We start from the raw sequence: 14445 nt of genomic DNA on the forward strand, positions 1-14445 counted from the left end.
ATGGATTTTAAACAGCTGTGGAGCCTTTTTTGGCTCAGTGCCCGCCATCCTAGATTTGTGATTCCTACCATAAGGGGGACTCGCAAAACAGTTGCTATATGTAATAAACATTATGGCAAAAAACAGCACCTCAACGGCCCAGAAAATGCTTTTAGACACGCCCTGTGGAATATGCTTATCGTACACCTTAGTGTGCAAAGAGGCTTGCCGCTGCAGCGCTCGCTTGCGTGGGCAAAACGGTTTACAGACTGGCACGAAGATTTTTCTCCTAACGCACCTTTAGAGCGTGCGATGGACTTGCATAACAACCGCGTGGGGCGCGACCTCATCACTAGTCTTTGCGGGCAAGACGAAGAGCAACTGGTGACACAACTACTGGAGATGGTCCCGCTTTCGCGAAAGCGTACTGCAAAACAAGAATTTGCAGATAGTTGTGATTACCTCATTTACATAGAGGAAACGGTTTAAATATCTACAAAACTGTGAGTATCTTTAAGTTTTGTTAGATAGAATAACCAGCATCATAAATCAAACATATGATAAAAGGCATCTTAAACGGATTACAGACGTATAAATCATCATTTGGGTTAATCTCAAAGCTGGGGCTTTGGAAGTATTTTGCCATCCCAATGGCTATAAGTCTTATTACTGCCTCGATGATTGCAGCATCTGCCTGGGGTTTTTCTGATAATATAGGTCACTGGGTAGAGCAAATCTGGCCTTGGGAAACGGGAAGACACGCCTTCTTTATATTTGCAGAGATAGTAAGCGCACTGCTCATTATCGCCATAGGCCTTATCTTGTATAAGCACATTATTATGGCACTGAGCGCGCCATTTATGAGCCCTGTTTCAGAAAAAATAGAAGCTCACCTCAAAGGAGAAAATCACACCCATAGAGACACCTCAAACACCGAACAACTTATACGAGGCATACGCATAAACGTGCGTAACTTGGGTCTAGAACTGCTTATCACACTACCTATCTTACTGCTCAATTTTATCCCAATTATAGGGAGTATTGCGGCAGCAGTGTTACTGTTTCTCACGCAAGCATACTACGCAGGTTTTGGTAATATGGACTATACACTAGAACGTCATTTTAAGTATAGAGAAAGCGTAGATTTTGTAAAAAGAAACAAGGGCCAAGCCATAGGTAACGGTATTGTATTTATGCTGTTTCTTATCATTCCACTTGTAGGAATTATACTCGTTTTACCCATATCTGTAACTGCAGCGACGGTACAAACCATAAAATTACTTGACAAGGATCATCACACTAGCCTGACTGCATAGGTCACCACCTAAAAAATATATAATGAAAGAACAATTTGTAAACTACATACTCAATCTTCAAGATCAAATTACTAGCACACTAGAGCAACTAGATGGTAAGGCCAGCTTTCAAGAAGACAACTGGAAACGCCCAGAAGGTGGTGGTGGTCGCACACGCGTGATTGAAAACGGAAATATCTTTGAAAAAGGAGGTGTAAACACATCACAAGTGCACGGCGAGTTACCAGAGGCAATGCAAAAATACTTTGGCGTAGAAGATGCAAATTTCTTTGCCTGCGGTTTATCTCTAGTGCTTCATCCTAAGAGTCCTATGGTTCCTACGGTGCACGCAAACTGGCGTTACTTTGAGATGTATGACAAAGAAGGAAACATTGTAGATCAATGGTTTGGTGGAGGGCAAGACCTCACTCCTTATTACCTTTTTGATGAAGACGCAACGCACTTTCACCAAACCTGTAAATCCGCTTGTGATGCACACGATGCCGACTTTTATCCAAAATACAAAGCACGTTGTGATGAGTATTTTTACAACACACACCGCAATGAAGGTCGCGGTATAGGAGGTTTATTTTTTGATTACTGCAAAGCTACCACAGAGCGTTCTATGCAAGACTGGTACAACTTTGTGACCACAGTTGGTGATAGTTTCTTAGAGGCATACGTCCCTATTGTGGAGCGTAGAAAGGATACCGCTTTCGCGAAAGAACAAAAAGACTGGCAAGAGGTACGCCGTGGTCGTTACGTAGAATTTAACCTAGTACACGATAAAGGAACCCTTTTTGGTCTCAAAACCAATGGCCGCATTGAAAGCATCTTAATGAGCCTTCCTCCCGTAGTACAGTGGAAATATGATCACCACCCAGCACCTGGAAGCGAAGAAGAACGATTAATAAAAGTACTGCAGCAACCGAAGGAGTGGGTTTCTTAAGAACCTATCTCCATATAGCACTCGTCTTGGTTTTAAATCCGCCTTTGGTATTTAAGTAATGAAAACGTGCTTTTAAGAGTCGTTTTCTACCTTCCTTAGTACGCGTGAAAGTGAGCCTTGCATTTTCTGAAATGTAAATTCCCCAGAAGTTAAAAAAGAGCGTAGCATCTTTTTTATTACCTGCAAAGAGTTCTGGTACGGGATAATAATTTGCAAAGCCAAATTTGCGCTGCCACCACCCAGACTGCTCAATCATATAGCGTGCATTATCTATAGGCGTAAGAAGTTCTTCCATACACTTTACAAAAAGGATTTCTTCTTTGGCAGTAGCTCCTGTAAGAAAGCAAGAGACGGCACCATTAGGTAGATACTCTACACCTAGTTTTAGGGCTTCTAGCTGCGTGGTGATGTAGTACTGCTCTCGTAGGCTTTTAAGCACTACTTGCCCCATTTTATACACCAGTTTATCTACACGTCCATATTTTAAGTACAACACGAGAGTTTTATATGTCTTGGGCGCAAGTACCATTGCTGCTGTGCCTAGCACTGCATATATAAAAAAGCCCATTCCTCTAGAGAAGTAAGCTCCTGCATTATTAATAATAATCTCCGGTACGGTAATCGTGAGTAAAGCCCCAAGCTGTAGTACTCCATATTTTACAGCATCCTTATAGTAAACGCTGTTTTTTTGTAGCGGCTTCCCCTTAGGTTTAAAGTCTAATTTCAGTTCGCGCACTAACAGTTTTCCCGTACCTATAGCTTGCTCCCATCGCTGTTGTATCGCACCTCTATTTCCCGCAAGGGTACACATTTTACTATTTAATACTTCTTTTTCTAAAATAGTGGTAGGTAGAGCAAACCGCTCTGCGCCATTTTCTATAAAGGGAGTTCCCTCTAGTGATACACCACAAAAGGCATCAAAGCGTCTGGTTAATTTTATCACATCCTCACCACCACCATCTATAGTGGGATCTATACAAGCAAGATGCCATATAGAAGCTACCTTATCTGGATTACTAGGCTGTACTCGTATAGCTCTACCGCGCATCTGGTTAGACATTACAAAAGAACTCACGTAGGAGGCAAGCACCAGTGTATTAATAGCTGGCGCATCCCAACCTTCTCCTAGTAATGCTGCTGTTCCTACTAGCACTTCTATATGGCCGTCTGTAAAAAGAGCCGTCATAAGGCTTACCATCTGGCTTTTTACCTTTTCTCTAGGTCGCACTATCACAAAGGCTGTATCACCTAAGGCGTCGTGCGTAAAATCATCACTATCTAGTGTCTCTGTAATTTGTGCTACCAGAGTTTTATGTACTATGATAATGGTACCTGTGAGTACGGCAAGTTTTTCTAGTTTATCCTTACCCTGCCACCTATCTGGATGTTGTTCAAGTGAGTAGCGCAGGTGGTGAAAGATAGGTATTACTCCCAGCTTATTTATTGTGTCAAGCGCATCTATAGGGGTGTCTATAAACTCCTTACGCACGTAATCTGTAAGTATAACAGCGCGTAAGTTTTCACCCATTTGAGCACTTTCAAAATCTATAATCTCTCGTATGCTCTTGTGCTTATTAGGGCTTTGGGCTAGTGATTTATATAATTGCTGCTCGCCTTTAAAGTTTACACGTTTTTTATCAAAAGCACCTACCTTACGAAGTGTCTTCTCAACAGTAGCAAGTACCTCTTCGTCTTCATAATGATCTTCTCGGTCATCTACTAGTAGCGGTTGCAATAACTTTTCTGCCCACTCTTGATTAAAGGTAGGAAGCTTTTCTTGGGTAAGGTCTACACCTAGCAAATCTATTTTTACCTTAGGGATTTTATACCCACGTGCATTAAGATAGACAAGAGAAGCTATATAAAAGTTAGGGTCTTTATAAATGATCTCAAGATGTTTTCCTGGTGTTTTATATACTGGGAGACTTATAATAAAACTGCCAAACTCACTATTTTCTACCAGTTCATCTATAACTGTTTTTGCCTTAACACGATAGTCTAAAATGTATTCTATTTGTGCAGCATCTGGCTCAGAAAAATAAATATAATCTTGGTGTGCACAGAGGTTACCTTCTTTAACCAGCTCTGGCACGCTTATCTCAATATCTATAGGTCCACAAAGCTGAAAATACTTTGCTATCTCTGCTTGATCACTATCATATGGCGGTGTTGCCGTAAGTGCGGTAATGGTGCACTCTGGCAGTTCTTTAAGTGCAAAAAGTGGTTTCCACCACTCGTTTTTGAGGTGATGGGCTTCGTCTAGTACGATGTTTTTTATTCCCGCTTGCGCGAAAAAGTTAAGCACACGTTCCATATCGCCTTCCATTTCATTTTTGGCAAATGCGTGTAATGATTGATAGGTTGCAAAGGTGATGTGTGCAGGTTTTTTTATATTTCGCGAAAGCGGAATAGTACATTTTTCTTGCTCGATAAAGCACTCAAACATACGCTCCTCCCACTGGTTGCGTATCGTGATAGTAGGTGCGAGCACAAGCGTACACTTATCTACACGGCGCATCATCTCAAGACCAAGCACAGTTTTTCCCGAGCCTGGCGGGGCAACTACGTGCAAGTGATCATCTGCAATGTGATCTTGAAAATCTTTTAAAAATCGTTCCTGATAGGTGCGCCAGGGATAAATAAATTGAAAGGCTTCTTTGAGCAAAGGAAGGCGATGTTTAAATTGGTAAATTTGTAATGCAAAATACGAGGTTTAGATAGATATTGAAACTAGATTTATTTAAAATCACACACCTATTTACCTCAACACATAGAAGATAGAACGATGCTTATAAGAAACCGAAGACTACGTAGCAGTGAGGCTATGCGCTCACTAGTAAGAGAGACCTATATCACTCCAAATGATTTTCTTGTACCGCTTTTTGTGGTAGAAGGAAAAGGGATAAAGCAAGAGATAGACTCTATGCCAGATTACTATCGCTACAGTCTTGACTTACTTACTAAAGAGGTAAAAGAGCTCTGGGCAATGGGACTTAAAGCCGTACTTCTGTTTGTAAAAGTACCAGATAACTTAAAAGACAACTCTGGTACCGAAGCGCTTAATGCAGACGGCCTAATGCAACGTGCTATAAAAACCGTAAAAGACGCCTGTCCAGATATGCTGGTTATGACAGATGTTGCACTAGATCCTTACTCAAAATTTGGCCACGATGGTGTGGTAGGTAATGGTGAGATTGTAAATGATGACACCACAGCTATACTTGCCGAGATGGGATTGAGTCACGCTCGTGCAGGAGCAGATGTACTTGCACCAAGCGATATGATGGATGGCCGCATTTTTGAAATGCGCACCTTGCTAGAAGACGAAGGTTTTTATAACACTGGCATTATGAGTTATAGTGCAAAGTATGCAAGCTCTTTTTATGGCCCTTTTCGTGATGCTCTAGACAGCGCGCCAGTAGACTTAAAAGATATTCCAAAAGATAAAAAAACCTACCAGATGGACTTTGCAAATCGTGACGAAGCGGTTAAAGAAACCCTGATGGATATAGAAGAAGGTGCAGATATCGTGATGGTAAAACCAGGACTATGTTACCTAGATATTGTACGTGATTTACGAGAAGTTGTAAATGTACCGATAGCCGTTTACCAAGTAAGTGGTGAGTATGCAATGCTTAAAGCCGCTGCCGAAAAAGGATGGCTAGATCACGATAGCGTTATGATGGAACAAATCACAGCTATAAAAAGAGCAGGAGCACAAGTAATAGCTAGCTACTTTGCAAAAGATGTGGTAAAGTTACTCGGGTAATGGTATATCACCTTGCACAGCTCAATGTAGCCCGTATGAAGGGTGTCTCTATAGAAGATCCAGAGATGAAGGACTTTAGAGATAATACAGACCGTGTAAATGAGCTAGCCGAGAGTTCGCCAGGGTTTATATGGCGTGACATTATAGATACCGAAGCCGCACCCGCTCCTAATGCGCTTAACGATGAACAGGTTCTTATTAATTTTTCTGTGTGGGAAGATGTGGCGTCACTAAGAGAATTCACCTATAAAACCTTCCATAGTGCGATTATGAAACGCCAGAAAGAGTGGTTTCAAAAATATGGAACAGCACACTACGTACTCTGGTGGATTGAAGCAGGCACAACACCTACAGCGCAAGAAGGACTAGAGAAGCTCGAGTTCTTACAAAAGCACGGCGCAAGCAAAGAAGCATTTACTTTTAAAGAGGTTTATGAGAAGTATGAGTAAAATTACGCTTTCGCGAAAGCGTAAAAGCACTTCTACTATACTCTCTTTTTCCATACATTTACATAAATAGCAAACTAACTATGGGTCAACTTTTACTTTGGGCAACGATTTCGATATTTTTTTCATTCTTGTGTTCTATACTTGAAGCTGTACTTCTAAGTGTGACACCTACGTTTATAAACATCAAGAAAAACGAAGGAAAAGCCTACGCCGAAACTCTTGAAGAACTTAAAAAAGATGTAGATAAACCGCTTATTGCAATCCTTACCTTAAACACACTTGCACACACCGTAGGTGCAATGATGGTAGGTACTGTAGCTGCAGATTTATATCCCGAGTTTGTTATAAACTTAGGCTTTACAGAGATTAATTTTCTTGGTTTTGTCTCTGCAATAATGACCTTACTTATCTTAATTGCTAGTGAGATTATACCTAAAACTATAGGTGCAAAATTTTGGAAATCTCTAGCAAACTTCTCTGCAAAGACACTTAAGATAATGGTGCTACTTTTAAAGTACACAGGAGTATTATGGTTGCTACAACTTTTTACTCGTATGGTAGGTGGCGGTGGTCATCACGAGAGTGTGCTAAGCCGTGAGGACTTTACTGCAATGGCACAAATGGCTGGTGAAGATGGCGTTTTTGAAGAAAGTGAATCTAAAATTCTTAATAACCTTCTTACTTTTAAAGAGGTACTTACTAAGGATATTATGACGCCACGTACAGTCATAAAAATGGCAGATGCAAACACAACCGTTGCAGACTTTTTTGAAGAAAATCAATCGCTACGTTTTTCTAGGATTCCAATTTTTGAAGGAACACGTGATCACATCACTGGTATTGTTTTAAAGAGCGAGGTTTACCGTGAGATGGCACTAGATAATCACACAACAACTCTTAAAGAGATAGAACGTCCTATTTTAATCACAAAACGTAATTTGCCTATTCCAGATCTTTTTGAAGAACTTATTTCTACAAAAAATCACATCGCCCTAGTGGTAGATGAGTATGGTACTATGAGTGGTCTTGTCACAATGGAAGATGTGATAGAAACTCTTCTTGGACTAGAAATTATGGATGAAAGTGATAGTGTAGCAGACTTGCAAACGCTAGCCCGTCGCAACTGGCAAAAAAGAGCCAAAGCTCTAGGGCTTTATGATGAGAATAGTCCTAAAAGCGAGTAAACCAGCCACTTTATGCGGTTACAATATGTTTGTTTTTAATATTACGTACTAGCACGCTTAAAAACAGCGATACATCATAAGGTTTTACTAGAATGTCATCCATTCCTGCTGTATAAATTTTATGTCTTATCTCTTGTATTTCTACCGCTGTTAAGGCAACTATAGGTGTAGACTTATCAAATGTTCTAATTTCTTTTGTGGCCTGTATACCATCTTTTTTAGGCATATGGATGTCCATAAGTATAAGGCTATATTCTTGATTTTTTGCCATCTCTACGGCCTCTATACCATCACTAGCTAGACTACACAATAAACCTTTGCTCTCAAGAAGTTTTTGAGTGATTTTTTGATTAATACGGTTATCATCTACCACAAGAATATGAGCATCTTGTAGTGTGTGTACACTCTCTGTCCCTAACAACTCATTTGATGTAATAACTTGACGAGGTAATGCTGTGCTCTTAGGTTTTTCAAATTCTATAACAAATGAGAAGGTTGCTCCTTGCCCCTCATCACTTTCTAATATAACCTCACTATTATATAATGCCAGTAGCTTTTTTACTATAGGTAAACCTAAACCGGTACCTTGATAATTATAGTTTTTATTCTCTACCTGAGTAAACTCTTCAAAAATGGTGTCTTGGCTACTTTTTGGTATACCCATACCATCATCTTTTACTACAAACAAGATGCTATGACGCCCTTCATCTGTGTGGGCTTGCTGATGTATGTTTATCCAGATATTTCCATTTTCATTAAATTTTATAGCATTACCTATAAGGTTCATTAGTATTTGAGAAAGTCTCACAGAATCTCCTTGAAGCTCATTAGGGACCTCTGGGTCTATATGTAGATGAAGTTTATTGTTGTTTTGCTCAAGGCTAAACTCAAATGAGCGAGTAATACTGTGTAATAAGGTAGTAAGTTTAAAAGGTGCGTGCTCAAGTTTTATATCTTTTGCCTCCATCTTACTCATAAGGAGCACATCGTTTATAAGAGCAAGTAAATAATCTGCCGAAAACTTAAGCGACTTTAAGTCATCACGATGTGTTTTTATGATTTTATCTTCAAGTAAAATGGTAGCAATACCTATTACCCCATAAAGTGGCGTGCGTAACTCGTGGCTTATGGTAGAGAAAAATTGAGTCTTGAGCTTTGAGAGTTGTTCAGCTTCATTTTTGGCTTTTGTGAGTTCTATGTTTTTTTCGCGTAAGCGATCACTATAGTTTTTACGAGATTTATACATCGTGTAGATGATAAATAAACCTATAAGCAAGAGTAATGATGCAACTATAAGCACGGTATTTGCTCTACGTGAGCTTGCCGCTAGTATATCTGTAAGGCTTTTTTCTTTCTTGGTAATTTCTAGTTCGCGCTTATTTGCTCTGTAATCAAACTGTGCGCTGGCAAGTCTTACTTCTTGTTGGGTTTCATTTTTATATAGTTGGTTTGCAAGTAATAGCTGTCGCTGCGAGTGATAATATGCCTCTTCAAATTTTTTCTCTTGCTCATAGAGTCTCGCTATCTGTTGCTGTGCTTGTTCTTCTTGGGCAATGAGTTCTTGTTCAAAAGAAATATCTATAGCTTCTAGTAAGGCTTCTTCGGCTAGAGTGCTTTTATCTTTTTTAATGTAATATTTACCTAATAGTGTAAGGATCTGTGCCCTTGGCTTAAAATTAAGTGTATCCCTTAGGCTCATCATTTTTGCCTCCATAAGGGCAGGGTAAGCCATTGCAATATTATCTCGTGTGAGATACATACGGCTTAACTCTATATATGACTGGAGGGCATCATCTCTAAGGTTAAGCTTAGTATAAGTATCTATACTTTTTTTAAACAGTGTAGTAGCCCTTTCTTCAAACTCAGGATATACGCTATATGTTTTACCTAGATTACTGTATGATATGGCAAGTAGTGTGTCATTTTTAGACTTTTGTGCCATTTTTAAGGCACGCTCAAATGCCTCGTGAGCTTTAGGTGTATCCTTAAGCATTAGATAGATGTCACCTAGTAATGTAAATCCTTGGAATTGCTTTTTTGAATCTTCTTCTATTGCTGAGGAGTTAAGTAACTCATCTAGTGTATGTATAGCGCTAGTGTATTCTTTACTTTGGAATTGCCCTTTTGCAATATCTAAGGTGTAAATTCTACCCTCATCATAGGTCTGAGCATTTTCTTGCCCAGAGACCTTATGACTAGATAAAAGTATAATAGGGATTATAAATACTAATAATAGACGCATATGCCTGCCTTAAAACCATCAAATGTACTGACTTACAGTACAATATACAACACACTTAATTCCTATATTTGAAACTATGGAAGCAGCTATTATATCAACACCTCTAGGTCTATTATTATTAGAAGGAAGCCAAGAAGGACTCTGTGCTGCTACGTTTATTGAAAAAGAAGAAGCGGTTACAAAAGCAATTCCAGACGCTCTTCAAGAGGCTGTAAAACAACTTAAAGAATACTTTGCAGGAGAACGGAGTCATTTTGACCTCTCTCTTACCCCTAAGGGAACGACTTTTCAGCAAAAGGTCTGGATGGAACTTTGCACCATCCCTCACGGCAAGACTACAACCTACCTCACAATGGCAAAACAACTGGGTGACCCAAAGGTAATACGTGCAGCAGCCAGTGCAAATGGTAAAAATCCTATTTCTATCATCATCCCTTGTCATCGCGTGATAGGTAGTGATGGCTCTCTCACGGGCTACGCTGGTGGACTACATCGCAAGAAGTGGCTCTTAGAACACGAGAGCCCAGTGACGCAAGGTTCTTTATTTTAGATTAGGCTTTTATTAAAGGTGAGTAACGCTTTCGCGAAAGCAAAAAAATAATACTTTTAAAATATCAATCTTTACAAAATGAGGTATCTGAAAATTTTTTTTAAAGGCTTACTTTTTTTTATTGCTATCATTATAGCGGCTCTTTACATCACAGACTATGACTACATTTTAAAAGGTGTGCGCGTGGTATATATGACTGGCCATACTACGGCTTTTATAGACGACTATGATTATTTTGATAACGCAACTATTGAAACTACCACCCCACAGACCTGGCCAAAGCATAAGCAATATAATAACATAGTACCTACAGAGCGTCTTTCTTCTGTTAATAGTGAGCTTGAGACCATTGCCTTTTTAATCATTAAAAACGATAGTGTTTTATATGAAGATTATGCAACGAGTTATAGCGAGAAAAGCAAGACTAACTCGTTCTCTATGGCAAAGAGCATTACCAGCGCGTTACTAGGTAAGGCCATACAAGACGGCTATATAAAATCACTAGATCAACCGGTGAGTAATTTTTTCATAGAATTTGCTGGTTCTGGTATGACTGTGGGAGATCTCTCCTCTATGGCTTCTGGTCTTAACTGGGATGAGAGTTACTCTAGCCCCTTTAGCCTTACAGCACGTTCTTATTATGATGATGACCTTGCCGAAACTATATTAAATCTCAAGGTTACAGAGCAACCCGGTCAATCTTTTAAATATCTCTCTGGCAACACACAATTGCTAGGTATGGTGATACAGAAAGCTAGTGGCATACCGCTACCGCAATACCTATCAGACAGCTTCTGGAAACCTATGGGTATGGAGCAAGAAGCATTATGGCAGCTAGATGATGATGATAACAAGCTGGCAAAAACCTATTGCTGTATAGCAAGTAACGCTAGAGACTTTGCCCGTTTTGGAAAACTTTATAAAGATGGTGGCTCTTGGAATGGCAAAAGATTACTTCCAAAAGATTTTGTAACGACCAGCATAAACCCACGCTTTGCTCAAGATACAGAGTATGGATACGGCTTCTGGCTAAGTAACTATCGCGATAAAAAAATATTTGCAATGCGAGGTATACTAGGGCAATATGTAATTACCATACCAGAAGACAATCTTATTATTGTAAGACTAGGACACCGTCGTGGTGACTCGGTAGAAGGAAAACCATTTACTCAAGACTTTTATGATTACATAGACGCAGGGTATGAAATGACTCAAAACACTGATTAGCATAGAGTTCTATTAATTTATTGTATTTTTCAATACATTCAATCATCAATCAATGCGATTATTTTCCCCTTCAGAATTCATCATCAAGGCGCTTGCTGCCTTTAAGAGATTTCCTGTGACACTCATCTGGGTTATATTATTTACACTACTGCTAGTAGTACTTGCCGAAAGAGATGTAGACGACATATTTGAAACCTATAACAACATTTCACTCACAGCAATAATAGGTGTGAGCTGGCTTATAGGGACTCAGTTTTACATCGAGCAGTTTAAAAGAAAAGGACTCTGGTGGATTAAAGTTATTATCATATTACTCCTTGTTGCATTCTATTTTACATTACCTGACTATGACTTTCAAAATAATAATGAGACCCCATATATAAGGTGGTTTGTACTACTTATAGTAGGTCATCTAGCGCTACTCTTTGCTCCTTTTATTACTGTATGGCACCCTAAAGCCTACTGGAATTATCTGGCAGATATGCTTATGGCAATCGCCAGGAGTGCCTTGTTTTCTGGAGTGTTTTATCTAGGTATCGTACTTGCATTGCTAGCCATAGAGTATCTTTTTGATGTAAAAATAAATGGTAGGCGCTACTTCCAGTTATTCTTGCTGTGTTTAGGAATCATAAATACGTGGGTATACCTATCAGATTTTCCTAAAGAGGTACAACATAACATACACCTGCACTTTCATAAAGCTATTGAAGTCTTTGTAAAGTTTATACTCATACCGCTTGCCGCACTCTACATCACAATACTGTATGCCTATGCTCTTAAAATCTGTATACAGTGGGAATTACCTAAGGGCTGGGTGAGCTACCTTATTATCGCACTTGCTGGGCTTCTATTTATCATTCAGTTTATTATTCACCCATTAAAAGCAACTCATACCTCTAGGGTTTTTAAAAACTTTCAGCCGCTAGCATATTGGTTATTACTACCCCTGCTCATCTTGTTTTATACTGCGATTTATAAAAGAGTATCAGATTACGGCATCACAGAGCCGCGATATTTTCTTATTGTAATTGCGATTTTTATAACAGGCGCTACGCTTTACTTGCTCTTCAGTCGCAAGCAGCAGCTTCGGTTTTTACCTATGGCTCTTGCGGTTATGGGATTGTTGAGCACTTTTGGGTTTTGGGGAGCCTTCGCTGTGAGTAAACGCAGCCAGATAGATGAATTTGAAAAGATGTATACCGCTTTCGCGAAAGCAGAAATTAAAGAAAACTCAGACCCCGTAGCTTATAGAAGATTTTCATCTATCACAAGGTACCTCGTAGAACACGATGCCGCAGAAGATCTAAAACCCATCATAGGTTACAACCCGGTAGAAAAACATACCGATGTAACTACCTGGAAGTTGTCTAACTATATTTTAAAAGACTTAGGGTATAAAATGACGGCTAGTGATATAGAGAAAAAACGCGTACACTTTAACAACGCCTCTAGTGCAGCATATGATATACGTGGCTATGACTGGAAGCAAGACTTTCACTTTAACCTAAACGGCCAGTCAGAATATATAGAAGAAGGCTTTTCTATGATGCTTAATGGGAAAGAAATTCTTATCACAACACAAGACAGCACAGCACTCACGATACCCACACAGGCATTTTTAAAACAACTAGAAGGTGAGGATATAAATAAACCCATTAACGACCGAGATAAACTTACACTCCGTAAAACAAATGATCTTGTGGATGTAAAAATAATATTCAACTCCATAAATTTAAAGGTTGATGGTGGTGGTCAACGTGTTATAAATTATGCGAGTGGTAGTATACTTTTAAAAGTAAAAAAATGATACAAAGGCTTCAACTAGAACATATCCTTTTTTTGGATATTGAGACGGTACCTCAACATCCAGATTTTTCTGATCTAGACGATGTAGAAAAGGCACTTTATGCAGATAAAACAAGATACCTCCGCAAGGATGAGTATACACCAGAAGACTATTATGAGCGTGCCGGCATCTGGGCAGAATTTGGAAAAATAGTGTGTATCTCTGTGGGCTATTTTAATACCAGTACAGATGGAAAACGCTTTAGAACCACCTCCTTTTTTGGTGATGATGAGACCAAGCTACTTAATGAGTTTAAAAATCTACTTGAAGATCATTTTAACCGCCGCGAGCACTTACTCTGTGCACATAATGGTAAAGAATTTGACTTCCCATATATCGCGCGACGTATGATCATAAATGGAGTTACGCTACCACAAAAGCTCAATCTTTTTGGCAAAAAACCTTGGGAGATACCTCATATAGACACCCTAGATTTATGGAAGTTTGGAGACTATAAACACTACACCTCTCTCAAGCTTATGACCAAAATTTTGGGAATCCCTTCTCCAAAAGATGATATAGACGGCAGCCAGGTGCGCCAGGTATATTATGAAGAAAATGACATTGATCGCATAGTCGTATATTGTGAGAAAGACACCGTTGCCGTGGCTCAAATTTTACTCAAACTACGCAACGAGCGCTTGCTTGATGAAGATGAAATAATATCGGTTTAAAAAATCCATAGTTATGAAAGTAAAACATATACTCGCTCTTTTTATTTTAGGGTTAATTTGCACTGTTCTAGGCGCATTATTTAAAATTATGCACTGGCCAGGAGCTCCAGAATTATTAACCGCTGGCACCTTCTTACAAGTTATCGCTGGCTTTTTAGGCATCTGGAAACTCTTTACTAATAAAGAGTTTAAGAAGTTCTTAAATAAATAGTATTGCTTTATTTACGCTTTCGCGAAAGCGTAATAACAACAAAAAAAATCCCGACTTCATCTGAAGTCGG

At 39.3% G+C, this 14445-nt stretch carries 13 protein-coding genes; 11 read left to right on the plus strand and 2 right to left on the minus strand.

Translation table 11 applies throughout. The features are described 5' to 3' along the window. The 3 genes from Q0948_RS05205 (at nucleotide 1) to hemF (ending at nucleotide 2223) form a co-directional block, all read left to right on the plus strand. A complete protein-coding gene (locus tag Q0948_RS05205; protein WP_298349515.1) occupies nucleotides 1–468 on the plus strand; it encodes a hypothetical protein in 468 nt (155 codons plus the stop codon). A gap of 68 nt (nucleotides 469–536) precedes the next feature. After that, nucleotides 537–1295, plus strand: a complete 759-nt coding sequence (locus Q0948_RS05210; protein ID WP_298349518.1) for an EI24 domain-containing protein — start codon at nucleotides 537–539, stop codon at nucleotides 1293–1295. 22 nt (nucleotides 1296–1317) lie between these two features. Continuing rightward, nucleotides 1318–2223, plus strand: coding sequence for an oxygen-dependent coproporphyrinogen oxidase (gene hemF, locus Q0948_RS05215; protein WP_298349521.1), 906 nt, complete (start codon nucleotides 1318–1320; stop codon nucleotides 2221–2223). A 4-nt stretch (nucleotides 2224–2227) separates the two neighbouring features. On the opposite strand, the gene Q0948_RS05220 is transcribed toward hemF, so the two are convergent. Next, nucleotides 2228–4888: a DEAD/DEAH box helicase family protein gene (locus Q0948_RS05220; protein WP_298349523.1), complete on the minus strand. Its 2661-nt coding sequence runs from the start codon at nucleotides 4886–4888 to the stop codon at nucleotides 2228–2230. Between the two features lie 120 nt (nucleotides 4889–5008). Between Q0948_RS05220 and hemB the strand changes: the two genes are divergently transcribed. The 3 genes from hemB (at nucleotide 5009) to Q0948_RS05235 (ending at nucleotide 7625) form a co-directional block, all read left to right on the plus strand. Next, complete coding sequence (hemB, locus tag Q0948_RS05225) at nucleotides 5009–5992, plus strand: porphobilinogen synthase (RefSeq protein ID WP_298349526.1); 984 nt, start codon at nucleotides 5009–5011, stop codon at nucleotides 5990–5992. Further along, a complete protein-coding gene (locus tag Q0948_RS05230) occupies nucleotides 5992–6441 on the plus strand; it encodes a DUF3291 domain-containing protein (RefSeq protein ID WP_298349529.1) in 450 nt (149 codons plus the stop codon). The genes hemB and Q0948_RS05230 overlap by 1 nt, the downstream gene beginning before the upstream one ends. Nucleotides 6442–6521: 80 nt before the next feature. Then, the gene (locus tag Q0948_RS05235; RefSeq protein ID WP_038598006.1) at nucleotides 6522–7625 is read left to right on the plus strand and encodes a CNNM domain-containing protein; all 1104 of its coding nucleotides are present in this window, start codon (nucleotides 6522–6524) and stop codon (nucleotides 7623–7625) included. A gap of 10 nt (nucleotides 7626–7635) precedes the next feature. On the opposite strand, the gene Q0948_RS05240 is transcribed toward Q0948_RS05235, so the two are convergent. Further along, nucleotides 7636–9867, minus strand: coding sequence for a response regulator (locus Q0948_RS05240; RefSeq protein ID WP_298349534.1), 2232 nt, complete (start codon nucleotides 9865–9867; stop codon nucleotides 7636–7638). A 76-nt stretch (nucleotides 9868–9943) separates the two neighbouring features. On the opposite strand from Q0948_RS05240, the gene Q0948_RS05245 reads away from it, so the two are divergent. From Q0948_RS05245 to Q0948_RS05265, 5 genes are all read left to right on the plus strand, one after another. Next, on the plus strand, nucleotides 9944–10417 hold the full coding sequence (locus Q0948_RS05245; RefSeq protein WP_298349537.1) for a methylated-DNA--[protein]-cysteine S-methyltransferase: 474 nt from the start codon (nucleotides 9944–9946) through the stop codon (nucleotides 10415–10417). A gap of 78 nt (nucleotides 10418–10495) precedes the next feature. Beyond that, complete coding sequence (locus Q0948_RS05250) at nucleotides 10496–11644, plus strand: serine hydrolase (RefSeq protein ID WP_298349542.1); 1149 nt, start codon at nucleotides 10496–10498, stop codon at nucleotides 11642–11644. Nucleotides 11645–11696: 52 nt separating this feature from the next. Continuing rightward, nucleotides 11697–13451 carry a DUF4153 domain-containing protein gene (locus Q0948_RS05255; RefSeq protein WP_298349545.1) on the plus strand — a complete coding sequence of 585 codons (1755 nt, stop codon included), beginning with the start codon at nucleotides 11697–11699 and terminating at the stop codon, nucleotides 13449–13451. Continuing rightward, nucleotides 13448–14164, plus strand: coding sequence for a 3'-5' exonuclease (locus tag Q0948_RS05260; RefSeq protein WP_298349549.1), 717 nt, complete (start codon nucleotides 13448–13450; stop codon nucleotides 14162–14164). Before Q0948_RS05255 ends, Q0948_RS05260 begins: the two co-directional genes overlap by 4 nt. A gap of 13 nt (nucleotides 14165–14177) precedes the next feature. Beyond that, on the plus strand, nucleotides 14178–14375 hold the full coding sequence (locus Q0948_RS05265) for a gliding motility protein GldL (protein WP_298349552.1): 198 nt from the start codon (nucleotides 14178–14180) through the stop codon (nucleotides 14373–14375). Nucleotides 14376–14445: the final 70 nt, after the last annotated feature.

Source organism: uncultured Dokdonia sp., from assembly GCF_947496725.1.
Lineage (GTDB): Bacteria > Bacteroidota > Bacteroidia > Flavobacteriales > Flavobacteriaceae > Dokdonia.